General features: G+C 63.6%; 20 protein-coding genes. 11 read left to right on the top strand and 9 right to left on the bottom strand.

Annotated features, from left to right (window positions below):
- Positions 1-37 precede the first annotated feature (37 nt).
- From ACMT3I_RS08175 to ACMT3I_RS08200, 6 genes are all read left to right on the top strand, one after another.
- On the top strand, positions 38-1,219 hold the full coding sequence (locus ACMT3I_RS08175; RefSeq protein WP_414803973.1) for an FAD-dependent monooxygenase: 1,182 nt from the start codon (positions 38-40) through the stop codon (positions 1,217-1,219).
- A gap of 115 nt (positions 1,220-1,334) precedes the next feature.
- Positions 1,335-1,778, top strand: coding sequence for a hypothetical protein (locus ACMT3I_RS08180; protein WP_414803974.1), 444 nt, complete (start codon positions 1,335-1,337; stop codon positions 1,776-1,778).
- A 2-nt stretch (positions 1,779-1,780) separates the two neighbouring features.
- On the top strand, positions 1,781-2,257 hold the full coding sequence (locus ACMT3I_RS08185) for a pyridoxamine 5'-phosphate oxidase family protein (protein ID WP_414804040.1): 477 nt from the start codon (positions 1,781-1,783) through the stop codon (positions 2,255-2,257).
- Between the two features lie 166 nt (positions 2,258-2,423).
- Positions 2,424-3,254, top strand: a complete 831-nt coding sequence (locus ACMT3I_RS08190; RefSeq protein ID WP_414803975.1) for an endonuclease/exonuclease/phosphatase family protein — start codon at positions 2,424-2,426, stop codon at positions 3,252-3,254.
- 32 nt (positions 3,255-3,286) lie between these two features.
- On the top strand, positions 3,287-3,913 hold the full coding sequence (locus ACMT3I_RS08195) for a hypothetical protein (protein WP_414803976.1): 627 nt from the start codon (positions 3,287-3,289) through the stop codon (positions 3,911-3,913).
- Entirely contained in the window at positions 3,910-4,479 is a 570-nt protein-coding gene (locus tag ACMT3I_RS08200) for a dihydrofolate reductase family protein (RefSeq protein ID WP_414803977.1), read from the top strand. Before ACMT3I_RS08195 ends, ACMT3I_RS08200 begins: the two co-directional genes overlap by 4 nt.
- Before the next feature lie 136 nt (positions 4,480-4,615).
- Here the strand turns inward: ACMT3I_RS08200 and ACMT3I_RS08205 are convergent, their stop codons facing one another.
- Complete coding sequence (locus ACMT3I_RS08205; RefSeq protein WP_414803978.1) at positions 4,616-5,731, bottom strand: hypothetical protein; 1,116 nt, start codon at positions 5,729-5,731, stop codon at positions 4,616-4,618.
- Between the two features lie 257 nt (positions 5,732-5,988).
- Here ACMT3I_RS08205 and ACMT3I_RS08210 point away from each other — a divergent pair, with 257 nt between their 5' ends.
- From ACMT3I_RS08210 to ACMT3I_RS08225, 4 genes are all read left to right on the top strand, one after another.
- Entirely contained in the window at positions 5,989-7,890 is a 1,902-nt protein-coding gene (locus ACMT3I_RS08210) for an ABC transporter ATP-binding protein (RefSeq protein WP_414803979.1), read from the top strand.
- A 145-nt stretch (positions 7,891-8,035) separates the two neighbouring features.
- Positions 8,036-8,497, top strand: coding sequence for an SRPBCC domain-containing protein (locus ACMT3I_RS08215; RefSeq protein ID WP_414803980.1), 462 nt, complete (start codon positions 8,036-8,038; stop codon positions 8,495-8,497).
- Positions 8,498-8,740: 243 nt separating this feature from the next.
- Positions 8,741-11,173, top strand: a complete 2,433-nt coding sequence (locus ACMT3I_RS08220) for a DUF262 domain-containing protein (RefSeq protein ID WP_414803981.1) — start codon at positions 8,741-8,743, stop codon at positions 11,171-11,173.
- 419 nt (positions 11,174-11,592) lie between these two features.
- Positions 11,593-12,597: a hypothetical protein gene (locus ACMT3I_RS08225; protein WP_414803982.1), complete on the top strand. Its 1,005-nt coding sequence runs from the start codon at positions 11,593-11,595 to the stop codon at positions 12,595-12,597.
- A gap of 1,425 nt (positions 12,598-14,022) precedes the next feature.
- Here ACMT3I_RS08225 and ACMT3I_RS08230 read toward each other — a convergent pair.
- The 3 genes from ACMT3I_RS08230 to ACMT3I_RS08240 are packed head-to-tail and all read right to left on the bottom strand — an operon-like array spanning position 14,023 to position 15,768.
- Entirely contained in the window at positions 14,023-14,823 is an 801-nt protein-coding gene (locus tag ACMT3I_RS08230; RefSeq protein ID WP_414804041.1) for an HAD-IIB family hydrolase, read from the bottom strand.
- Between the two features lie 10 nt (positions 14,824-14,833).
- Complete coding sequence (locus ACMT3I_RS08235) at positions 14,834-15,268, bottom strand: riboflavin kinase (protein ID WP_414803983.1); 435 nt, start codon at positions 15,266-15,268, stop codon at positions 14,834-14,836.
- Positions 15,265-15,768, bottom strand: coding sequence for a flavin reductase family protein (locus tag ACMT3I_RS08240; protein WP_414803984.1), 504 nt, complete (start codon positions 15,766-15,768; stop codon positions 15,265-15,267). The genes ACMT3I_RS08235 and ACMT3I_RS08240 overlap by 4 nt, the downstream gene beginning before the upstream one ends.
- Before the next feature lie 104 nt (positions 15,769-15,872).
- On the opposite strand from ACMT3I_RS08240, the gene ACMT3I_RS08245 reads away from it, so the two are divergent.
- Positions 15,873-16,493: a PadR family transcriptional regulator gene (locus ACMT3I_RS08245; RefSeq protein ID WP_414803985.1), complete on the top strand. Its 621-nt coding sequence runs from the start codon at positions 15,873-15,875 to the stop codon at positions 16,491-16,493.
- Here ACMT3I_RS08245 and ACMT3I_RS08250 read toward each other — a convergent pair.
- Genes ACMT3I_RS08250 through ACMT3I_RS08270 form a run of 5 tightly spaced genes read right to left on the bottom strand, consistent with a single transcriptional unit; the run spans position 16,483 to position 21,548 of the window.
- Positions 16,483-17,364 (bottom strand): ribokinase, encoded by an 882-nt coding sequence (locus tag ACMT3I_RS08250; RefSeq protein ID WP_414803986.1) that lies wholly within the window; start codon positions 17,362-17,364, stop codon positions 16,483-16,485. The two genes, ACMT3I_RS08245 and ACMT3I_RS08250, sit on opposite strands and share 11 nt — an antisense overlap.
- Positions 17,364-18,719 carry an NtaA/DmoA family FMN-dependent monooxygenase gene (locus ACMT3I_RS08255; protein ID WP_414803987.1) on the bottom strand — a complete coding sequence of 452 codons (1,356 nt, stop codon included), beginning with the start codon at positions 18,717-18,719 and terminating at the stop codon, positions 17,364-17,366. Before ACMT3I_RS08255 ends, ACMT3I_RS08250 begins: the two co-directional genes overlap by 1 nt.
- Positions 18,720-18,776: 57 nt before the next feature.
- The gene (locus ACMT3I_RS08260) at positions 18,777-19,628 is read right to left on the bottom strand and encodes an ABC transporter permease (RefSeq protein WP_414803988.1); all 852 of its coding nucleotides are present in this window, start codon (positions 19,626-19,628) and stop codon (positions 18,777-18,779) included.
- Positions 19,621-20,442, bottom strand: coding sequence for an ABC transporter ATP-binding protein (locus tag ACMT3I_RS08265; RefSeq protein ID WP_414803989.1), 822 nt, complete (start codon positions 20,440-20,442; stop codon positions 19,621-19,623). Before ACMT3I_RS08265 ends, ACMT3I_RS08260 begins: the two co-directional genes overlap by 8 nt.
- Positions 20,439-21,548, bottom strand: coding sequence for an ABC transporter substrate-binding protein (locus ACMT3I_RS08270; RefSeq protein ID WP_414803990.1), 1,110 nt, complete (start codon positions 21,546-21,548; stop codon positions 20,439-20,441). Before ACMT3I_RS08270 ends, ACMT3I_RS08265 begins: the two co-directional genes overlap by 4 nt.
- Positions 21,549-22,454 lie beyond the last annotated feature (906 nt).

The following is a 22,454-nucleotide window of genomic DNA, read 5'->3' on the forward strand; positions in this document are numbered from 1 at the left end:
CTGTTTCCAGTGGACGCAATTCGCGAAGGGAATGACCATGGCCGTAGCAAAGATCCTCATCTCGGGTGCCAGCATCGCCGGTCCCGCACTCGCCGGTTGGCTCGGTCGCAACGGCTTCGACGTGACGATCGTCGAGAAGGCGCCCGAGATACGACCCGGTGGCCAAGCCGTCGACTTCAAGGGGCGTACTCACCACGACGTGCTCACACGAATGGGGATCCTGGATGACGTTCGTGCCGAGCAGACCACCAAGACAGATTGGCGCATGGTCGACGCAGACGACAAAGTCAACGCCGTCATCCCGGGCGAGTTCATCGGCGGCGACGTGGAGATCCTGCGCGGCGACCTCGCCGGCATTCTGCACCGGCACTCAGTCGCGGACGCCGAGTACGTGTTCGGCGACGAGATTACCGGGATGACGGAATCGGACACCGGTGTCGAGGTCACCTTCGCGCGCCGGGATCGCGAGTCCTTCGATCTCGTCATCGGCGCCGATGGTGTGCACTCCGCCGTGCGCCGGCTGGCATTCGGGCCGGAGAAGAATTTCGTCGAGTCATACGGCTACTACTACGCGGTCCTGAGTGGCGAGGCACCGCTCGGCGACCTGCCCACCCAGCTCCCCGACGGGCGAGGAATCGCCTACGGATACAACACACCCGATCGACTCGCGCTGCTCGGCGGCCAGAAAGCACCTCAGCTCTTCGTCTTCCGCGCCGACTCGAAGGACTACAACCGCCATAACCTCGAGTCACAACGCGCCCTCCTCGAGTCCGCATTCACAGGCATCGGTTGGCGGGTGCCCGCCGCGCTCGAGGCATCCCGAGGCGCATCGGACTTCTACCTTGATGCCCTCACCCGCACTCGCATGACATCGTTCACCCGCGGCCGCACCGCTCTCGTCGGCGACGCCGGATACGCCAACACGCTCGGCGGGTTCGGAACCGGGCTCGCCCTCGTCGGCGCCTACATCCTCGCCGGCGAACTGGTCACCGCCGACGGAGACCACACCGCGGCATTCGCGGCGTACGACCGCCGGATGCGCAAACTCACCAGGATAGCCCGCAGCGGCCACGCCGGCCCCTTCCTCGCCCCGCCATCCGCCTGGCGCATCCGAATGCGGAACCTCACTTTCACAAACCGTCTGATGCTCAGCACGATGATGTGGATCACGGACAGATTCGCAACAGAGGACAACATTCCGAACTACCCCATGCGCTGAGTGGCCGTGATCTCCTGCCTGGCACCCACAGAAACGGCACAGTCCTGCCGCACGGCTCCAGAGGAACTTCACCGACGAACACTTTCCGCACTTATCGAAAAGGAAGTTTGAACCCATGGCCCCGCTCATCGTTCTGATCGTTGTCACCGGCATCGCCCGGCTCATCGGCTTACTCATGCCTCTCAGCCTGTTCGACTCCTGGTCGTCGGCGACCGCCTTCGGACTCGCCGCGATGTTCCTCATGACGGGAATCTCACACTTCACGTCCCGTCGACGCGCAGGACTGGTCGCAATCGTCCCACCCTGGGTGCCCGCGCCGGCCATCGTGGTGAGCGTGACAGGGGTGCTCGAGATCGCGGGAGCAATCGCTCTCCTGCTTCCACAGTTCAGGACGTTCTCTGCCGCCTGCCTCGGGTTGCTGCTGATAGCGATGTTCCCTGCGAACATCTACGCTGCGGCAGACAAGCGGCACCCCGATGCGCCCCACACACGACTTCTCCCCCGCACCCTCTACCAATTGCTCTACCTGGTCGCCATCGCCGTGACCATCTGGGGGTGACGATGCTGCCCGCATCTGTAAAAGCCGACGATCTTGCCAGCGTCGTCGAGTTCATTAGCGCCGCTCGAAGCGGCATCGTCGCCACAGTCACGGCCGTCGGGCGGCCTGAAGCAGCATTCGTCGGACTCGCCATCCTCGACGACGCCACATTGATCTTCAACACACACGAAGATGCCCGAAAGATCGCAAATCTGCGTGCGAGTGAACACGTCGCGGTCGTCGTGGGCACAGCAGGTGCGGTCACAATTCAGATCGAAGGTGTCGCTCGGATCGTCGAAGGTGACGAGCGAGAATCGTATGGTGCGGAGTACATCCGTCAGCGCCCCGGATCCCGCGCACGATCAACTGGATTCTCCGTCGTCGTCATACAACCCACCTGGATTCGGGTCTACGACACGACCACACACACCCCCACCGTGACAGAAGCCACCATGCTCCGCACTGTCAAACCTGTGGCCGCCGAGCCGCACTCGGCGTAGCGTGGGCGGAGGTACCGCGACCGCGGTTCCTCGTCGAAGGGCGGCCATGAACCCCTGCGCTTGGCGCGACACCGCGACAGCACTCACAGTGATCCATGTCGGCTCGATTCATGTCGGCGCAGCGGCCCGATCTCTTCGCCGGCACCGCGAGGGCTGAGGCGATGTGATGTCCGCCAGCGTCCCCTTTATCGGCCCGGTGGCCGCGCCGTGGCTTCACGTGATGACGCTCAATGTGCGCCGTCCAACGCTGTGGCCCACCCGTGCCGAACAGCGATGGAGCACTCGGCGCCCGCTCCTGCGCCGCGTGCTGGAGGCCGAGCGACCGAGCATCCTGGGCCTGCAAGAAGTGATGCCTGCGCAGTCGGACGATATTGATCGGATGCTCGGGCGGCGGTACGCGATGGTGGGCAGCGGTCGAGGCGCGAACCACGACGGCGAGCGCTGCGAGATCCGATTCGACATCATCCGCTTACGCCTTATCGGCTCGCGAACATGGTGGCTCTCTGATCGCCCCGATGTGCCCGGCTCCCGCTCCTATGGCAATGTGTTGCCCCGGATCGCGGTGCAGGCAGAGCTGGAGGACAACGAGCTGGGCACGCGATTCCACGTCATCGTGACGCACCTCGACCACCTCTCCGCGCGGTCGAGGCTGGCGTCGGCCCGCCAGATCCGCCGGGTCGCGAGCGCCCTCGACGTGCCCCACATCGTGATGGGCGACTTCAACGCCGGACCCTCGTCTGGCGTGGCCAGCGAGCTGTGTGCAGATCGTCTTCTCGCCGACACCTGGCTCACGGCCTCCCAGCGGCTGAGCCCGGCGTGGGACACCTACTCGAATTACGGACCTCCTCGGCAGGGCGGCCGCCGGGTCGACTGGGTGCTCGTGAGTACGACCGCCCGAGTGGAGGCTGCCGGGGTGAACCCCGTTCGGTTCGGTTCCGTGGCCGTCTCCGATCACGAACCGGTGCATGCGCTCATCCGCTGGGAGGCGAACCCGTGAAGGTCGATGCGCGCCGTTCGGAGGGAGCAGCCGTGATCGCAACGTTTCTGCGACCACCCGTGCGGCCCGGCGAATACGTCGCGGACGGCATCCGCGTTCTCATTGCACTGAGCGTCGTCGTGGCTGGATGGGGATGGGGCGCGGTGCAGGTCGCGATCTTCATGCTTGCGCTGCTGGGGGCGTTGGTGCCCCGGGCGCTCGGTGTGCGTGCGGCGGTCGACGTCGCCACCGGGCTCGTTGTGCTCGTCGCAGCGTGGAGCAACGTCTTTCACCTGTACACCGAGGTCTTCGGCTGGGACAAGCTCATCCATTTCCTCCTCGCCGGGCTCCTGGCCGCTCTGGCTACGATCACCGCGCAGCGCAGCGGGCTGCTGCCGGCCGGGACAGGCCATCGCGGCGGGCTGGTCGTGGTCACTGTCGCATTCGGGGTGGCGGCGGGGGCGCTCTGGGAGGGGCTCGAATGGGCCGGATACACTCTCGCAATCGCTCCTATTTATGTCGGCTACAGCGACACGATCGGCGACCTCGCCGCCGATGCCCTCGGGGCACTCGCTGCGGGCCTGGCCCTGCCGTTCCTTGCCGCGAACCGCACCACTCCCCCGGGAGCATCGGGCCTGGCCGACTCCGGCGCAGCCGTTGTAAGGAGAGCAACGAGATGAGACCACTTCGATACTCGATCAACGTCACGCTCGACGGCTGCTGCCATCACGAGGCAGGACTCCCCCCTGACGACGAGTCGATGCGCTACTGGACCGCTCAGCTGGAGCGAGCCGATGCCCTGCTCTTCGGCCGGGTGACCTACGAAATGATGGCGTCGGCGTGGCAGAAGCCGGCCACGGGCACGTGGCCTGACTGGATGGATGACTGGCAGATCCCGTTCGCCGAGACCATCGACCGGGCGAAGAAGTACGTCGTGTCGAGCACGCTGAGCGAGGTCAATTGGAACGCGGAACTGGTGCAAGGCGACCTGAGGCAAGCGGTTCAGCGGCTCAAGCAGGAGCCAGGCGATGGCCTGTGGGTCGGAGGCGTGACGCTCCCCCTGGCCTTGGCAGATCTAGGACTGATCGACGAGTACGAGTTCCTGGTGCAGCCAGTCCTTGCCGGACACGGGCCGACCCTGCTTGCCGGTCTGCGTGAGCGCATCCAGCTCGAACTCGTGGACCGCCATGAGTTCCGGTCGGGGACAGTCGCCGTGCGATACCGGCCCAGGCGAGTTATGGCTTGATGCGATCTGTCCTGATCGATCGGCTCTCGGGACGAAAACATGGTCAGCGACTGTGACTACGACTGCGACTACGGGGAAGAGCGTGATCGGAACTTCTCCTGCTGTCGCCGCCCGCCGCTGTCGCCGCCCGCGACTGTCACTCTGGGTATGCCGCCCCCAAAAACTGACGCGGGTCGCCGAGGTAGTCGACCCGTTTGTAGCCAGCCCGGTTGAGCGCGAGCTGGCCGGTGCCTGTCGCGAGTGGCGCGGTGAGGGCAGCGGTGAGCGGTGACGCGAGGTCGGCGGTGCGGATGACGGCGTAGACGTCGCGTGTGAAGACACCGCGCTGCGTGCCCGGCGGGTACGCCCCGCGCCCGAACAGCGGTCCCGGCATGAGCGGAGGTTGGTCCGGGTTGTACCGATCGTCGATGGGACGTTCGCCGTTGATACTCAACAGCGTGTGCACGTCGACGGTCATCGTACGGTTCACCATGTTGTTCTTCTGAGCGATCCACTGCGACGCGAGGAACGGGATGATCTGCCCCTGCACGCTCAGCACTCTCGCGTCGTTCTCGGGCGTCGCCGAGCCCCCGCGGACGCATGCGCCCGGTGTCGTCACACCGATGGCGCGGAGGAAGAAGGCCCGCACGTCAGTCCCCTCTGCCGGTAGCTGCGGGCGCAGCTGCTGGAGGATGTACGCCCCGTCGTCATAGACCACCACAGCGTTCGCGCCGAAGACCGAGGTGCGGACATTGCCCGCCGAGGTGCAGGTGTAGATCGCGGTGAGCTCCTCCCGTGTGAGGTTGTCCAGCCCGGGCGCCAAGCGGAAGCCGGCGACGCTCACCGCATCGCGCCCGGTCGGCAGGTACGTCACAGCGTCGTCGGCGACGCCCGCGATGTTCACCGGACGGTTCGCGGAACGCACGAAGTCCACCTGTTCCGGCGAGTCACGGAGCGCCGCAAATCCCGCGGCCTCTGTCGTCGGGCGCGAGATCGGTGTGGCGCCCGGCTTCGTGACGATCGTGGGGCTTCCGACGGGGTCGAAGGATGCGACATCCGGAGCCTGGGGCACACCGGCGGCGATGTTCGCGCGCCCGTTGGTCAGCACATCCCAGAGGACGGATGTGGATGCGGCGCCCACCCCCGCGTATTGGCGTGCGCCCGGCTTCCACGGGTCGGCGCTCGCGGGCGGTGGCAGAGCGAGCGCGAGGGCCGCCACCGTCATCGCGGCGAGGAGCCCGCGGGCGAGCTGACGTGTGTTGCGACTGGACAATGGGCACCCCCGACTTGCGGACGCCGGCCGTCGGGGTGCCGCCGGGCGTCTCCACGGCGGGCCTGAGATGCCGCCGACTCCTCTGAGTTTTGCGCATCGGGCAGCGTTGTCGAGGAGGACACGCGGTGGAGGACAGCCCGGTACCCTTCACCCGAGCTCGCTTGTTTCCCTCGCAGCCGGCCTCTCGCTCGCGGGCCCGCCCGGCACGACTCGTGGCGCCATCTAAGCTTGACCTTCTGCCCACGGAAGGAACCCCAATGAGCATGGAAAGCGCGGCTTGGAGCTCGCTGTACAAGATCTCTTCCGCCAGGGACGGCAAGCACGGCTTCTCCCGTGAGTCCGTTCGGCGGATCCTGACGTTCGCGGTGCCATACCGGTCCAAGCTGCTGATCTTCATCACCCTCTCAATCGTGGGAGCTTTCCTCGCGGTCGCGACGCCGGTACTCGCCGGCCAGGTGGTCGACGTCATCGTCGCCCAGGGCGCGGTCAGCACCATCGTGTGGCTCGCCGTCGTCATCGCCCTCGTGGCCGTGGCCGACGCCGGCGTGTCACTCCTGACGCGCTGGTACTCGGCGCGGATCGGCGAAGGTGTGATCCTGGACCTTCGCACCGCCGTCTTCAACCACGTGCAGAAGATGCCGATCGCGTTCTTCACCCGCACCCGGACGGGTGCCCTCGTGAGCCGCCTCAACAACGATGTGATCGGCGCTCAGCAGGCCTTCAGCGGCACGCTGTCCGGCGTGGTCACGAACCTCGTGGCGCTGATCCTCACCCTGATCGTCATGCTCAGCACGTCCTGGCTCGTGACGGTTCTCGCCGTGATCATGCTCCCCATCTTCCTGGTCCCCGCGCGCCGCATGGGCAGCCGCCTCGCCGCGCTGCGCCGCGAAGCCGCCGATCACAATTCCGCCATGAGCACGCAGATGACCGAGCGCTTCTCGGCGCCCGGCGCCACCCTCGTCAAGCTGTTCGGCCGGCCAGACGAGGAGGCCGAGGAGTTCCGCGTCCGCGCCGCCCGCGTCCGCGACATCGGGGTCCGCACCGCGATGCTGCAGTTCGTCTTCTTCACCGCACTGATGCTCGTCTCTGCTCTCGCCCTGGCGCTCGTGTACGGGCTCGGCGGCTCCCTCGCACTCGCCGGCCAGCTGAATACCGGTGACGTTGTCACCTTGGCGCTCCTCCTCACCCGCCTCTACGCGCCGCTCACCGGCCTCGCAAACGCACGGGTAGAGATCATGAGCGCGGTGGTCAGCTTCGAGCGCGTCTTCGAGGTACTGGACCTCGACCCGCTCATCAAGGAGAAGCCCGACGCCATCGCCATCCCCGAAGGCCCGGTGGCCGTCGAGTTCGACAACGTCCGCTTCGCCTACCCGTCAGCAGACAAAGTGTCCCTCGCCTCTCTCGAGGAAGTTTCCACGCTAGACACCCGCGGCGGCGAAGAGGTGCTGCACGGCGTGTCCTTCAGGATCGAGCCGGGGCAGACCGTTGCCCTCGTCGGTACCTCCGGTGCCGGCAAGTCCACAATTGCGCAGCTCCTCTCGCGCCTGTATGACGTCGACAGCGGCGCCGTGCGCCTCGCGGGAACGGATGTCCGCGATGTCACCTTCGCCTCCATGCGGCACACCCTGGGCATGGTGACGCAGGACGGCCACCTGTTCCACGAGACCATCCTCTCCAATCTGCGCCTCGCGAGGCCAGAGGCGTCCGACGACGAGGTGTGGGACGCCGTCCGCCGTGCGCGGCTCGAGCCGCTCATCCGGTCCCTGCCGGACCAGTTGAACACCATGGTGGGAGAGCGTGGCTACCGGCTGTCCGGGGGTGAGCGCCAGCGGATGACCATCGCGAGGCTGCTGCTCGCCCAGCCGCGCGTCGTCATTCTCGACGAGGCGACGGCGGCGCTGGACTCGACGTCTGAGGCCGCCGTGCAGGCGGCGCTCAGCGAGGCGCTCAAGGGACGGACGGCGATGGTGATCGCACACCGCCTCTCCACCATCCGCAGCGCAGACCTGATCCTCGTGGTTGAGGACGGCTCGATCGTGGAGCGCGGTACGCACGAGGAACTGCTTGCTATGGGTGGGCGGTACGAAGAATTGCACCGGACCCAGTTCGCCGTGCAGAAGAATCTTGCGGCCGATGAGGAAGCGCTGATCCAGACCTAGTCGCTCGGCTCCGACATCCCACGAGCCGACCGCCGATGCGTTGCTCGTCGCAATGATGGGTACGCTCGTTGAGGCGCGTTGCATTTCACGTGCCGCTCGGCGGGCAATGTTCCGTCGCGCTCAGATCGAACGAGAAGGAAACACCGTGTCTGATCACGCAAGAATCAAAGGCCACACCGTGACCCGCACCGTGCGCATCGAGGCCTCGCGCGCGCGCGTCTGGACGGCGCTGACCGATCCAGAGGTGATGGTCAAGTGGTTCGGAGACAGTGTGGAGTTCGCCGCGCTCGAGCCCGGCGCTACGGGCAGTATCGACTGGGAGGGCTACGGCAGCTTCCCGATCGAAATCACCGAAGTCGTGCCCAACGACTCGTTCGGCTTCCGCTGGTCGGGAATCCCCGCCGAACAGCTCGACGAGTACTCGACGCATGTGCGCTTCACCATCTCCGATGCTGGCACCGGAACGGATGTCACGGTGATCGAATCGGGCTTCGACACGCTCCCCGGCGGCACCCGCTACCGTCGCGCACGTCTTGAGCAGAACCGAGAGGGTTGGGACGTCGAACTCGACGAGCTCGCGATCCTACTCGAGGGTGTCACCCAGTAGTTCACGATTGGGGAGCGGCTCGACGAGTTGGCCACCTTGCTCGGCCGGTAGAGGGTTATTTGGCAGAGCGCAGTGGATGTGCGCGAAGGTGCCGAAAAATCGTCCAGTGATTCAGCGGCCAGTGAGTTTTAGGAACAGCCCGCCACGACGGCCGGCGAGCCCCAATTTGTTGGTCACGGCCGATTGCACCTGGGTTGCGGCTCGCCTGGCCAAAGTATCTGCAGCAAGCGCCAGTATTGTCTTATGAAGACCGATGTACAGACGCCCATGGAGGTCTTCTACCTCCCACAGCACTTGGTGGTACCGCTGTTTCAACGCCCATATGTGTGGGACGAGGAAGATCAATGGGCGCCGCTGTGGCAAGACATCCGGCGGATGGCGGAGTTGCGCGTACGCGAGCCCAACGGCGTCGTGTCTCACTTCCTAGGTGCGGTGGTGCTTCAGGCACACGAAATTCAGCAGGGACACATCCCCGTCAGCAACATCATCGATGGTCAACAACGCCTGACAACCCTCCAGATCCTGATGGACGCCACGGCGGCGGTACTGGATGAGCTTGGCCTGGAAGCTTTGGCTGGACAGCTCGTGGTACTCACCCACAATCAGGCAAACTTCGTGCCCGACGGAGAAAGCCTGCTCAAGGTGCGACACACCAATCGGGATCTCGCCGCATTCGCTGAGGTCATGAACGCCGAGCCCCCGGTGAATCACTCCACGCTCCATCACTCGGGTTCCTTGATCGTCCGGGCCCACAAGTTCTTCGCAAGCTCCATCACCGAATGGCTCGGTGACCCCACAACTGACGGGCATGCTGAGCGCGCCGACGCCCTAGTCGTTGTGCTCACGCGCTGCCTGCAGCTTGTCGTGATCAACCTCGGTGCGAGCGAAAACTCTCAAGAGATTTTTGAAACTCTGAATGCGCGCGGGACCCCTCTCACCGCCGCGGACCTGATCAAGAATTTCGTTTTCCAACGACTGGCAATCGATGGCGTGGACACGAAATTGGCCTACGCGCGCGACTGGCCATTCGACACCAAGTTCTGGGAAACCGAAATCAGCGTCGGCCGCTACTTTGTCAGTCGCAGCTCTCTATTCCTGAATCAATGGTTAATCTCACGAACAGGCGATGAGATCGGCCCACAATCGACGTTCACGCGGTTCAAGTCATACGTTGAGCAAGACAGCAAGCAACGGATGAGCGAGCTGCTCCCCGTGGTGAAGCAGCAGGCAGACCAGTACGAGGCCTGGACAATTGCCGCGGCTGACAAAGACCGGCAGCTCACTCCTGTGGAAATGGCTATCTATCGGATGCAGGCCAACAGCATTGAGGTGCTCAAACCCCTGCTCATCTGGCTCAGTTCGCCAAAACGCGCGATCCCTGAAGCCCAGATCAATGAGGTCGTAGCGGTGGCCGAGAGCTGGGTAGTGCGCCGCCAATTGTTGCGACTTACTGGATCTGACCTTGGTCGCATCGTTGCCGACATCATCCGTACCCATCGGGATGCTCCAGCTATGGAACTCCCCAATCGCGTACGTTCACATTTGACGCGCCTGAACGTGTCAAGCACCTACTGGCCGGGTGACGACGAGATCCGCACGGCACTCGCCACAGAGGCGGTCTACATTCGTTTCAAACGCGGGCGTCTACGCATGATGCTAGAAGCCGTTGAGAATCGCTTCCGGATGCAGACAGACCAACCTCAGGTCCCCCGGCGAGGCTTCCCCATCGAACACGTCCTGCCCCAGAAATGGGAGGCGAACTGGCCGGTCGACGGGCTAGAGGCCGAACAGGCCCGAGCCACCCACGTACACAGACTCGGCAATCTCACCCTCCTGACGGGCCCCCTGAATTCAAAGGTTTCGAACGGGCCCTGGACAGCCAAGCGGGAGGCGTTCAAGGAACATGACACGCTCCTGCTCACGAGCCGATTATTGCGGAAAGTGGACGGCGGCGACTGGGACGAGGACTCAATCGACGCCCGCACCGAGGCTCTAGTCGACGAACTTCTGCAGATTTGGCCTGCTCCCCCCGGGCACATCGGCGTGGTGGTCAACCCCGAGGCCAAGGAAGCGCAAGGGATTGAAGTGAAACACCTGCTGATCGCCGGACTTCTCACACCCGGCACGCGCCTCGTTCCTCGTCCTGGGAAATGGGCGTCTGCCGAAGCAATAGTGCGCAGAGATGGACTACTGGAAATAGACCAGAAGACGTTCGATTCGCCATCCGGAGCCGGCAAGTATGTCAAAGGATCCACCACGAATGGGTGGTACTTCTGGCGGCTAGAAGACGGCAGAACCCTTAGAGACGTCCGCACGGCATACCTTGGCGAGGGATCACTGAATGGCGACCTACCATACGATTGGTCTCCCCTCCACACAATCCTCGAGTCCCTGCCCGAAGGGCACTGGACGTCGTACGGAAACCTCGCCAACGCGATTGGAACCGCGGCCCAACCGCTTGGACAGCACATCACGAATTGTCCGCAGTGCACCAATGCGCATCGAGTGCTCAAGAGTGATGGCTCGATTGCGCCCAACTTCGTCTGGGCAGATCCGTCTGACCAACGGCGGCCTATCGAAATGTTGCGAGGCGAGGGAGTCAGAATCACCAACGGACAGGCGGATCGTGATCAAGAGCTATCGAGCGACACTCTGGTGTCCTTGTTCGCCAAATGACGGTGCGACGGGGCTCTCGCGATCTACTTCGTTACACGCCTGACCGAGGAAGAGGAAGTGTTCGTACGGGTTGGGAGATGACCACGCGGGAGTTCCGCTAGATTCGCACAGCGTTGCGAGCTTCCAGGAGGTGTGCATGACGATCCCGGACGATCGGGAGGGACCGAGAACGACGTAGGCACCCCGGACGACAGGGCCAGCTCAGCGGCTGTGGAGCGGTGAAAGTGATGGCGTAGTGATGGGTTAATTAGATCTCTTAACCAAAAGTCCCGGAGACCCTTGGGCGGATTCAAACGGTGGAAGCAACAGGGGCTAATTCCTTCCTCGAGGTTAGCTTGCTGAGCAGATCGGCCGGGGTGCTGCGAGTGCCGAGTCCATAGGTCAGACATTTTTTGCGACCAGATAGGCTCATTCACATCATGTCTGCGTCCCGACTGTCAGCGACCACCGCGAACACCCTGGCACTGGTCCAGCGAGCGCTCGACGAGTTTGAGGACGTCTCGCTTGAAGCCTCGATCCGTCGAGCGATCCGAATTGCCAATCTAATGGGCGACACGTATGCCGCCCTTCGGCTCGCGTTCGAGATCAAGCCATCAGGCGGTCACCCGCCAGCAAATGCCGACATGACCCGCCGCCTGATGGCTGATCCAGGCACATGGGAAGACAGGGACGGATTGGCGGAGCGAGCACTCGAGGAGTACATGGCGGAGCGCCGCCTGTCGGACGACCTGATCAGCGCCCACAGCATTGAGCTCATTGAGTTCTGGCAACGCGAGCAGACCTCGAGTGATGCGCTGTCACCTAATGAGCACAAGGAAGACCTGAGCCGCCGCCTGACGTGGGTGGAGCTCATCTCCCGAGCCCGCCACAAGACCTTTACGTACTTGTGTGCATGGGAGCGGCAACTCACCTTCGAGTCCCATGGCGATGACGCGTTCGCCACCGCAAGCCAGCGCGTGGGATCAGCCTTGGCCAACTGTGCACCCGACGTTCTAGACCGATTCAACGTCGCCTTTCGTCGATTGCGCGAGGCAGCAGATCGCGACTCCCAAATTGAGGCCAGCGAAGAGTTATCGCAAGCGTTGGCTTCCTGCCGGAGGATTCTCAAGGCGATCGTGGATCTCGTTCATCCAGCTGATCCGTCTCGCGCGTCTACCAAGCACGGTCACTCGCTGACGGACGAGAGCTACAAGAACCGCTTGGTCGAGTTCCTTAAGGCCAACGTCGATTCACGGTCATTTCGCGGTGCACTTGAGAAGCACGGAGAGTCTCTCTTCACTCGATTCAGTTCGATCGACTCCCTCTCAAGCAAGGGCGTGCACGCCGAGGTCGCAGTCGCTGAGGCAGAGTTTTGCGCGCTCAGCACCTACACGCTCGCAGGAGAGATCCTAGCCATCGCCGAGGTAGAGTCGCCGAGTCGCTGAGCCAGCCCCAGGTTTTCGCGGCGGAGGCGTGCGCAAAATTGTGGCTCGGACATGGGTCGACTCACGGGCGGGATACACGTGACTTCGCACGAGTACGCGATTGCCACCCTTGCTAATGTCCGTCACCGCGGTCCGCCGGCCATTTAGAACCATGTTGATCCATCCTCCGTATGAGTGGACCGAGATCGACCACCGTCCTGACGACCCAGCTTCGGTGGGCTATGGATCCACGACGCCCACAACCCTCCGCTGAATGTTCAGCGCCCGAATAGGGATCCCTCAGCGGGCGCTTGACCCGCCGACGGTTCCGTCCTACTCATCGTGTCTTGTTCACGCTCGCCCACGGCCAAGGCCCGCGATGAGCTGGATTGAGTCTCAGGGCTCAGTGATGCGCGCGCGGCTGGCCACATAAGGGATCATGGTCCTGTGACCTCAGACCTCCGCAGACGCCGCGACACGAGAAGGACTGGTGGATTCGCGAAGCGCCACGTTACTGGCTTGGTTAGCATGGTGGGAATCTCTGTAGCCGGCGCGCTTGTCGCAGTCGTCGTCGGCTGGACGGGCATCGGTGACTGGCGGCCGTTTTGCGACGGCTTCCGCTGGTGCGTGGCTTCACCGCAGGATTCTTACGACGGCTCTAGCGACCCCAGTGTTCAATTGTCTCCGAACCTACCCTCGCCTTTGGCTACCACGCCAAGTCCTACTGTTTCACAGATGCTCGTTTCTGATCGCCCCACAGAGTACCTAGCTCAGGGCACGTTGACGCTATCGGAGGCGTCCTCGAGCTTGGTAGGTGATCGGGGATTTCGTGTATCGACTGGCTACATCTTCGACACTTTCGCTCGAATTAGCGCGTCCACAGATAGCGGGCCATGCGAGTCGTTGTTGGACGTCGGCGATGCCCTTGTCCTGAGCAATCGGCTATCCGGGGAGAATGACTACAGCGAATGGTACGCCGTGGTGCTTGCTTCGATCATCGACGGCCAGGCGTCGCTCGACTGGTCCGTCGGCAGCGGCGCAGCGCCAGATACAGCCTCCTCAAATTCTTGCGTCTGAGGTCTTCGTGCGGAGCCCGCGAGACGGTCCTTTGCGGGCTCGTACGGATCCCTAGCAGGTGCCGTGGTGCACCCCTACCCTCCGGGTATCGAAGTCGTCGTAGCGCTCGGTCACTCAAATATCTCGGTAGTTGCGCCAGGAACGCCTCAACACCTTCGACTCGGCATCTTCGACTCGGCATCTTCGAAGCCACGACGCCAACGGTCGGCGCAGCCTGGATCCTGCAGGAGCACATTAACCCGCGACTGGATGACACCTGTTCCTCCACACATGTTGTTCCGACGCGATGAACCGCAAGCAACACGGAGGCGGAGCAAGCTCAACTACCTGCTCACCTCGGATTGTCGACGTGCCAGCGCACCGACGGCCTTATAACTCGACGGGCACCAGCCGGTCGAGGGCGTGCGCGACGCCCTCCTCTTTGCAGCAGAGCACAACGTCGTGCGCGATCGCACGAACGCTCTCGTGCGCATTCGCCACCGCGTAGGCTGTGCCGGCCCAGCCGAGCATCGCGATGTCGTTCGGCATGTCGCCAAAAGCGATGACGTCGCGTGCAGCGATGCCGCGGCGTTCACAGAGCCGTGCCAGAGCCGAGGCCTTGGAGACTCCCGCCGCGCTGATCTCGGCGAGCCCTGGAACAGACCACGTTACCGTCGCCCGATCGCCGACAACAGCCGCAACCCGCGCTTGAAAAATATCGGCGTCCGCCGCGGAGTGACGAACGAGCAGCTTTGCGGCCGGCTGATCCCAGATCGCAGCCAGCGCGCCTCGGCGGACACTCCCTCGTGACGTGCCGAGCTCCGGATAGTTCGGGTCGAGGCGGATGCCATCAGTGCACTCGATCGCGAAGCTCGCACCGGGGATTGCTGCGGCGATCGAGCGGCTGAGTTCCAACCCGGGCTCTGCGTCAATTCCCGTGATGGAGATCACCCGTTGGGCGTGCGCATCGAAGGTGATGGCACCGTTCGAGACGATGGCGAGGCCGTGCTTGCCCACGTGCGGCCAGAACGGGCTCATCCACCGCAGCGGCCGGCCGGTTACGAACACCACCGGCACTCCGGCATCATCCAACCGTCTCAATACCCGCGCCGTGAACGCTGGCACACTCATGCTCGCGTTGGGCACCAGCGTGCCGTCCAGATCTGTCGCGACCAACACGGGCGCTTTCATCACGGGTCGATCACTCCTCAGTGCGCAGAGTCAGCGATTGTAGCGGCGCGTCCTGAGGTGCAATCGTTGCGAGCAGGCGCTCTGAGACGATCAGATCGTCCGCGGTCCGCGAGATCAGCATTTCGACATCGTCGAAGGCGGTCATCCCACGAATCAAAGCCACGAGCTGTAGCTCCACCCGCAACCCGTAGAGGTCGCCAGCGAAATCGTGGATGTGAGCCTCGACCCTGGTCTCCGTGACATCACCGAAGGTGGGATTGTCGCCGATACTGGCGGTCGCCTGCCTCCACCGCGGCTCATCTCCGATGCGGGCCCATGCCGCGTACACGCCATCCGCGCATCCACTCGCGTGCACATCAAGGTTCGCCGTCGGAAACCCGAGCGCGTTGCCGCGCCCGTCTCCGTGAATGACGAGCCCGGACAGCCACGAGTTGTGTGCTGTCATGCGCTGATTGAGCGATAGCGGCTCTGGTGGAAGACGAGCGGCTCAACGTCGTCGAAGTGCGTCAGATCGTCGATCGCCAGAATCACAATCGCGTGGTCGCCGGCCTCGATGGTCTGCTCGAGGTGGCAGCTGAGCCAGAGTGCCGAGCCATCGAGGTGAATCGCACCGCCCTCCTTCGCCGACCAAGACAGCTCTCCGAAGCGATCGCCGTCCCGGGCGGACAGGGAACGGCTCACGTGTTCGTGGCCACTTCCGAGCACGCTCAGGCCAAGCGATTGCGACCGAGAGAGACCCGGCCAGGTTCGCGAGGTGTTCGCGACGCTGATGGCAACCAGTGCGGGCTGGAGCGAGATCGAGGTGAAGGAGTTGACCGCCATTCCGATGGGCGTCACACCATCGGAATCCAGTGCGCACACGGCCACCACACCCGTCGGGAAGGTAGAGAACGCGCGCCGCAGGAGCACGTCCATTGCGATTTCAATCGAGTCATTCCGGATCATCGTCGATCCCCCTTCATGATTAGTCAAATTTGTCTAGATGCAAACTAACACGCCGCGAACTGGTTCATCAACAGATAGTGCCGCTCAGTCCATAACATGGAGCCATGCGCACATATACGACGTTGATGGTCCTCGGTGCGGTCAAACAGTTTCAGCCCGTCCACGGCTACTTCCTGCGGCGCGAGCTCGCTACCTGGCATGCGGACGAGTGGGCCAACACGCGCCCTGGTTCGATATACAACGCCCTGAAGTCACTCGTTCGAGACGGCTATATCACCGAGGTCGACACCGAATCCGACGGCAGTTACCCGGCGCGCACCCGATACAGCATTTCCCCAACGGGCGAGGTGGAGTTGCTCAGGATGCTGCGCGACACGCTCTGGGAAGTCGAGACCTTCGACACCAGGGCCGCCCTGGCGCTCACCTCGTTCATGTTCTTCCTCAGCAGGGAAGAAGTGGTGGCTGGCCTGGCCCACCGAATCAGCAAGATCGATGCACTCGTCACCAGCAACGGCTTCCACATTGAGGACACGATGCGCTCGGAGACGACCCCGAAGTACGTGCGCGAGGTCTTCGAACTGGCCTCGGCGAGGCTCCGCGCGGAACAGCTCTGGGCTCAGCAGCTGGTCTCGCGCGTCAAGGCCGGAGAGTACGCATTCGCAGGCGACGCTGGCGCCGGCGGGAATACCGACGCCAGAGACGCGGAGAGCCCGGCTACGCGCTGACCCGCTGGTCCACCAGCCGACGCACGGCCTCGTAGCTGAGCGCGCTGGTCTGCGCGCCGCGGTGCTCGGCAACGACCGCCCCGGCGGCTGCCCCCTCGCGTGCAGCCTCCTCGAGACTCACGCCACGGGCCACAGCCGCGACGAATCCGCCGCAAAAGGCATCGCCAGCCCCTGTCGTATCGATCGGATCGATCGCAAATGCGGGCACCTCGATCACGCGCCCGCCACGCTCATAGACGGCCACGCCGGCAGCGCCGCGCGTGTACACGACCGTCACCTGCTGCCGGAGCGCATCCAACCCTCCCAGCGACGCCGCCTCGGTCTCATTAACGATCAAGATGTCAACGTCCGGAAGCATCTCCCAGGCGGCTGGGTGGGCGGGTGCAGCGTTCAGCACCGTGATGGCGCTGTACTTTCTCGCCTCACGGAGCGCGGTCGCCGCGATGTCTGGATTGGTCTCGAGCTGCGTCAGCACGACGCTCGCCCCGCGCACCGCCGAGACGACATCCGAGGCGGCCAGCTGTGCATTCGCTCCTTGTGCCACGACGATGCTGTTCTCGCCGTCTGGCAGTGAGAACACATATGCGGCGCCGCTCGGGCCCTCGGCGGTCGCGACATATTCGCCACTGATCTCAACGACGGCAAGGGCGTCGCGCAGGAACGCCGCCTCGATATCGGAGCCAACGGCTCCGCAGAAGCGCACGCTGGCCCCGCACCGCGCCGCAGCAACCGCCTGGTTGAGCCCCTTTCCGCCCGGGTACAGGCCGAGGTTCGAGCCGAGCATGGTCTCGCCCGGTTGCGGTACGCGGGCGAGACCAAGGTAACGGTCCGCGTTCATGCTGCCGACGACGCAGACGGTTGCTGTAGTCATTACGCGACGGCCACCGTTGCCCGGTAGCGTGCCGCCGGGTGGTTGTCGGGCAGGGTGGGGCGATCCGAGCCGACGAGGCGCTCGCGCAACGAGGCGCCGTTGCTCTCACCGACGACCCCACGCTCGCGCAGGATGGGCAGGACCCGCTCGACGAAGTCGATCGTCGACCCCGGCTGGATCACCGGTGCGAGTAGGAAGCCGTCGAGGTCGGCGCCCTCGGCAAGCTCAATGATCCGGTCGGCGATTTCCTCGGGGCTACCGATGAAGGCCTTTGACCCGGCTCCGTGCTCGTGCCAGTCCTTCAGCACATCGCCAACGGTCTTGCCGGCAAAGCGCGAAACCTGAGATTGCGAGAGTTCGGTGTGCAGATCCGTCATCGGAGTCCGCGGGTCGTAGGACGAGAGGTCCAGACCGGTGAACCAGGCGTAGGACGCGACGGTCACGTCGGGAGTCTGCGAGTCGAGCACCACCTGGTACAGGCGCTGTGCATCTTCCTTCGTCTCGCCGACGACGCATCGGAACTCGGCCATCACCTTCACAGAGTCCGCGGTTCGACCGGCGTCAACGGCGGCGGCGCGGATGGCGCGGCTGTGCTCGGCGAGCTGTTCGACCGAGCCACCACCGACGAACATGCACTCGCCGTGGCGGCCACCGAAGGTTCGCCCGGCGGGAGATGACCCGGCCTGGAACAGCACAGGTGTGCCCTGGGGTGAGTACGCGGAGTTTCCGTACCCCTCACTCTTGAAGTACGGGCCATCATGCGAGATGGCATGCACTTTTTCTGGGTCGGCGAAGTTACCGTTCTTGTCTTTCGTCAGGGCGTCCGGTTCCCAGGCCCCTTCCCACAGCTTGTACACGAGCTCGGCAAAGTCATCGGCCATCGCGTATCGTTCGTCGTGCGCGACCATGGGAACACCGAAGGCCTTAACCGCGGTGTCCGCCGTGCCTGTCGTGACAATGTTCCAACCGATCCGGCCGCCCGACAGCTGGTCGAGGGTCGCCATTCGTCGCGCAAACGAGTACGGCTGCTCGAGCAGGGTCGACCCGGTCATGACCACGCCGAGCGAACTCGTGCGCGCCAAGATCGCGGAGGCCACGATGAACGGATCGAGGCGAGGCAGATCCAGCCCCTCGATCGAGGCCACGTCTGGACGGACACCGTCTACCTCGGCCCACCCCCAGGCATCCGCGAGAAACAGAAAGTCCAGGCCGCCGTTCTCGCAGACCTCGGCAATCTTTGTCCAGTACTCGAGCGTGTCGTAGTTGACGCGCTCGTTATCGGGGTGGCGCCAAGTTGCCCTGCCGGTGTCATTCGCCTGTGCGTTCTCGAACAGTCCGAAGTGAAGCTTCTTCACGGTGTTTTCCTTTCTCTGGCCCTCTCACCGAGGGCCGAATACATTGTTGGCCGCGAGTTATCGCGCGGTGACTTCTCCGTCGCTCCACCACAGGACACGCTTGCGTACGATCGCGAGCACGACGATCAGCAGGATTCCCATCAGGCAGAGCATGAAGATGGCTGCCCAGGTGACCGGCAGGTTAGCTTGCGCCGCTGAGGTGGTCACCAGTGATCCGAGACCGGCCGCAGTCCCCGCGGCAACGAACTCCGCGACGGCCGCACCGACGACGGCGAGCGGCAGGCTGATGCGCAATCCGGCGAAGAAGTACGGCATCGAACCGGGGAACCGCAGATTGCGGAAGGTCTCCCACCGGGTGGCGTGCAGGGTGCGGAACACGTCCATTGCTCGTGGGTCGACGCTGCGGAGCCCGGCGAGTGAGTTCACCAGCACCGGGAAGAACACCACGATTCCGGTCACGATGTACTTCGGCATCATGCCGAAGCCAAAGGCCACGACAAGCGCAGGCGCAATGGCAATGACCGGTGTGACCATGATGAGAATGATCAGCGGCATGATCGCCCGCTCGACGATCTCGAACTCGCTCATGATCACCGCGAGCAGATAGCCGAGCACAATCGCAGCTCCAGCGCCCACAACCACCTCCTGCAAGGTAATCAGGAAGTTCTGCCAGTACATGCCCGGATCCTCGAGAAGACTTACAGCCACCTCGCCGAGGGAGGGCAAGATGTACGGGTTGGTGAAGGCGACGACCTGCCAGAGCACCGCTACGACCACGAACACGACCGCGGTCGGCCCCCACACGCGCGGGTTCAGCCAGCGGGCGACGCTTCTCGTTGACGCACTTGCGCTGCGCCCGCTCTGGGTGGCGATTGCCCGGGTTGCCGACGTTTCGGTGTGACTAGTCATTGGAGACCTCCTGCATTACTTCGGAGAGACGACTGCGCACATAGCCCTCGAGCTCTCGGAAGGCGTCACTCGCGTAGGCATCTTCGGTGCGCGGACGGGGAAGGTTGACGTCGATGATCTCCGCGATGCGCCCAGGGCGTGCCGCCATCAGCACGATGCGGTCCGAGAGCACGATCGCTTCGGGCACCGAGTGCGTGACAAACATGACCGACTTGCGGTGCGTCTGCCAGAAATCGAGCAGCCCGAGGCGCTGCTGGTCGCGGTTGATCTCGTCCAGCGCGGAAAACGGTTCGTCCATCAGCAGCAGCGCCGGATCGAAGGCGAACGCACGCGCGATCGCGACCCGCTGCTGCATGCCTCCGGAGAGCTGCTTCGGAAACTTCTCCAGGGCATGGCCGAGGCCGAAGGACGTCAACAATTCGTCCGGATCGCGCAGTGCCCGTCCGGCGTTGGCGTTCGGGTTGATCTGAAGGGGAAGCCTGACGTTGTCGCGAACCGAACGCCATGGCAGGAGCGCGGGCGCCTGCGGCACCAGTCCGATGAGCTTGCGCTTCGTCGCCTCGCGGACGGAGTCCGTCCCAATCGTGACAGAGCCACCGTCCGCTTCAAGGAGGCCGGCGACCACCTTAAGCAGTGTCGACTTTCCGCAACCGCTCGGGCCGATGACCGAGACGAACTCACCAGCTGCGACGGTCAGGTTGACGTCATCCAGCGCGAGCATCTCCTGCCCAGGCCGGCCGAACTTCTTCACGAGATGGGAGATCTCGACGCCGTGCCCGGTCGCGGTCACGTTCTCGACGACACGCGCGGTCACTTGGCGTCTCCGGGCCAGATCAGCTCACCGTTCGTGCCGTAGAGGTCGGCAACGATGTCGATGTCAATGATGCCCTCGACCGGCGGAATCTCCTTGACGGTGCCGTACTGCTTCACGATGCCGGAAGCGCCGTTCCACTGCTTGATTGTCTGCACGCCGGGAGGACCAGCCTGGCTGTCGCGCACCCACTGCGATTCGATCGCCCAAGTGCGTGCTTGCTGCTCACGCGGGAATGCTTTGCCCTGGCCGCCCTCCTCTGCCAACTTGGTGATGATGTCCACGCAGTCATCCTCGTCTTCGAGGCAGTGCTCGAGGGCCTTGAGGCTTGCACGCATGAAGGCGGATGCTGCCTCCGGGTGCTCCTTCAAGAACTGGGCGTTGGTCTCCATGACGTTGTAGGTGCCCGTCACACCCAGGTCCGACGGCAAGAACTGCGAGAACTCCTCCCCCATTGCCTCGAGGGTCGCGCATTGGTTCGACGCGTATCCAACGACAGCGTCGACCTGGCCACGGAGCACGACGGTCGGGTCGTAGTTGGTCATCTTGATCAACTCGATCTGATCGACGTCTGCGCCGGCGGCATCGAGCATCGCACCCGCGGTCGGCGTCAGGTTGATGAAGTATCCGAGCGACCCGCCCTCGAGATCTTTCAGGCTCTTGATGTCCTTGTTCGCGAAGATGCAGAACGGCGAGGTGGTTCCGTAGGTGGCGACGGCCGTGAGGTTCTTGCTGTTCGCCGCTGCCATGAGCACGTCCTCTGCGGAGCCGAGTTCCGTGAACTGCCCCTTGCCAGACGAAACGAGTTGCTGGCCGTTGCCGCCCGCAGCATTGATCTCCACGTCGAGGCAGAGGTCGTCGAAATAGCCGAGCTCGTCAGCGATGAACACGTCCAACTGGCCGGCGCTGGCCGAGTATCCGTAGCCGGAGATGTAGGTGATGGGGCCGGCCTCAGAGTTGCGATCACAGGCCGCCTTGCTGATCACAGCCTCGTCGTAGTCGGGCGCAGAGCCAGCGGCTGCAGCGCTGCATCCGGCTAACGCTGTCGCTCCAAGAAGAACACTGACAAGGGCCGCAGCGCGGCGCCCTCCCGCTTTCGGATTGATCAAGATCTTTCGCCTTTCGTCATTGATGGCTTGGTTTTCAAAATACTAGTCAAGGTTGACTGCTTGCACAACGACTAGTCCAACTGGCGCGTATAACGTCTCGGTCACAGAGCAGATCGGGTTGGAACTGTCGGTTCGTCGGCACTAACCCGACGGGTCAGCAAGGGCATTAATCAAACGTCGAAGCTACAGCAGTCCCGAATCAAAGACGCCGCCCGAAAGAACTCATTCGGCGAACCCACCATCGCTACAGTCCGCAGCCGCGACCGCGAATGGCACAACCCGTACACCGATACATACCCTGTGGGTGTCCTCCGACCCGACAAAGTGAATCCGGCACCATCCGACGAGACCTGCGGGCCACCCGTCAGGACCTAGCCGCCCAGCGGTTCACGGACACAGCCCGAGAGGGCAAAACCCCAGGCGCACCGAAGACATCGGTGCGCCTGAAAGGCGTTAACGAGCGGGAAAGCGCACTGCGAAACCGCCCAGAAGATGACGCCGAGCTCCAAAACCGACGAAAACGCTCCGGAAAACAAAAATCGCTCCTGATTCTCATCAGGAGCGATTTCTTTGCGACCGTTTCGTGAAGAGTTTCGCGAACGGCCCTTCGGTGGGCTGTTCGCGAAACCCGTCAGGGCGCGGATCGCAGGCCGCCGCGAAACATGTTTTCCTCCGCATCCCGCGACATTTTCCTCCACAGTTGTCGGACGGCCACTTGCCGGTGGAGACGCCGATCGAGTCGCCAACCCGATCTGCGGTTCACCTCTGGCGGAATGGTAGCGGGAAGTCACCAAGCCTGATTCACATGACGACGCCCGCGGAGTGAAGCGACCCGCAAGCCAAATCTTCCGATCAGCCCTTGGCGAGAAACACCGGTATATCTTCGCGCAGCGTTTTGCCTGCCCC

Origin of the sequence: Leifsonia sp. A12D58, assembly GCF_047530025.1 — a bacterium.
Taxonomy (GTDB): domain Bacteria; phylum Actinomycetota; class Actinomycetes; order Actinomycetales; family Microbacteriaceae; genus Cryobacterium.

What these genes read in the sequence shown, in the direction of transcription:
- ACMT3I_RS08245 (WP_414803985.1), top strand. Translation starts at nt 15,873, where the DNA reads ATGCGCACATATACGACGTTGATGGTCCTCGGTGCGGTCAAACAGTTT.
- ACMT3I_RS08175 (WP_414803973.1), top strand. Translation starts at nt 38, where the DNA reads ATGGCCGTAGCAAAGATCCTCATCTCGGGTGCCAGCATCGCCGGTCCC.
- ACMT3I_RS08210 (WP_414803979.1), top strand. Translation starts at nt 5,989, where the DNA reads ATGAGCATGGAAAGCGCGGCTTGGAGCTCGCTGTACAAGATCTCTTCC.
- ACMT3I_RS08240 (WP_414803984.1), bottom strand. Translation starts at nt 15,768, where the DNA reads ATGATCCGGAATGACTCGATTGAAATCGCAATGGACGTGCTCCTGCGG.
- ACMT3I_RS08260 (WP_414803988.1), bottom strand. Translation starts at nt 19,628, where the DNA reads ATGACTAGTCACACCGAAACGTCGGCAACCCGGGCAATCGCCACCCAG.
- ACMT3I_RS08185 (WP_414804040.1), top strand. Translation starts at nt 1,781, where the DNA reads ATGCTGCCCGCATCTGTAAAAGCCGACGATCTTGCCAGCGTCGTCGAG.
- ACMT3I_RS08230 (WP_414804041.1), bottom strand. Translation starts at nt 14,823, where the DNA reads ATGAAAGCGCCCGTGTTGGTCGCGACAGATCTGGACGGCACGCTGGTG.
- ACMT3I_RS08225 (WP_414803982.1), top strand. Translation starts at nt 11,593, where the DNA reads ATGTCTGCGTCCCGACTGTCAGCGACCACCGCGAACACCCTGGCACTG.
- ACMT3I_RS08200 (WP_414803977.1), top strand. Translation starts at nt 3,910, where the DNA reads ATGAGACCACTTCGATACTCGATCAACGTCACGCTCGACGGCTGCTGC.
- ACMT3I_RS08235 (WP_414803983.1), bottom strand. Translation starts at nt 15,268, where the DNA reads ATGACAGCACACAACTCGTGGCTGTCCGGGCTCGTCATTCACGGAGAC.
- ACMT3I_RS08250 (WP_414803986.1), bottom strand. Translation starts at nt 17,364, where the DNA reads ATGACTACAGCAACCGTCTGCGTCGTCGGCAGCATGAACGCGGACCGT.
- ACMT3I_RS08190 (WP_414803975.1), top strand. Translation starts at nt 2,424, where the DNA reads ATGTCCGCCAGCGTCCCCTTTATCGGCCCGGTGGCCGCGCCGTGGCTT.
- ACMT3I_RS08180 (WP_414803974.1), top strand. Translation starts at nt 1,335, where the DNA reads ATGGCCCCGCTCATCGTTCTGATCGTTGTCACCGGCATCGCCCGGCTC.
- ACMT3I_RS08220 (WP_414803981.1), top strand. Translation starts at nt 8,741, where the DNA reads ATGAAGACCGATGTACAGACGCCCATGGAGGTCTTCTACCTCCCACAG.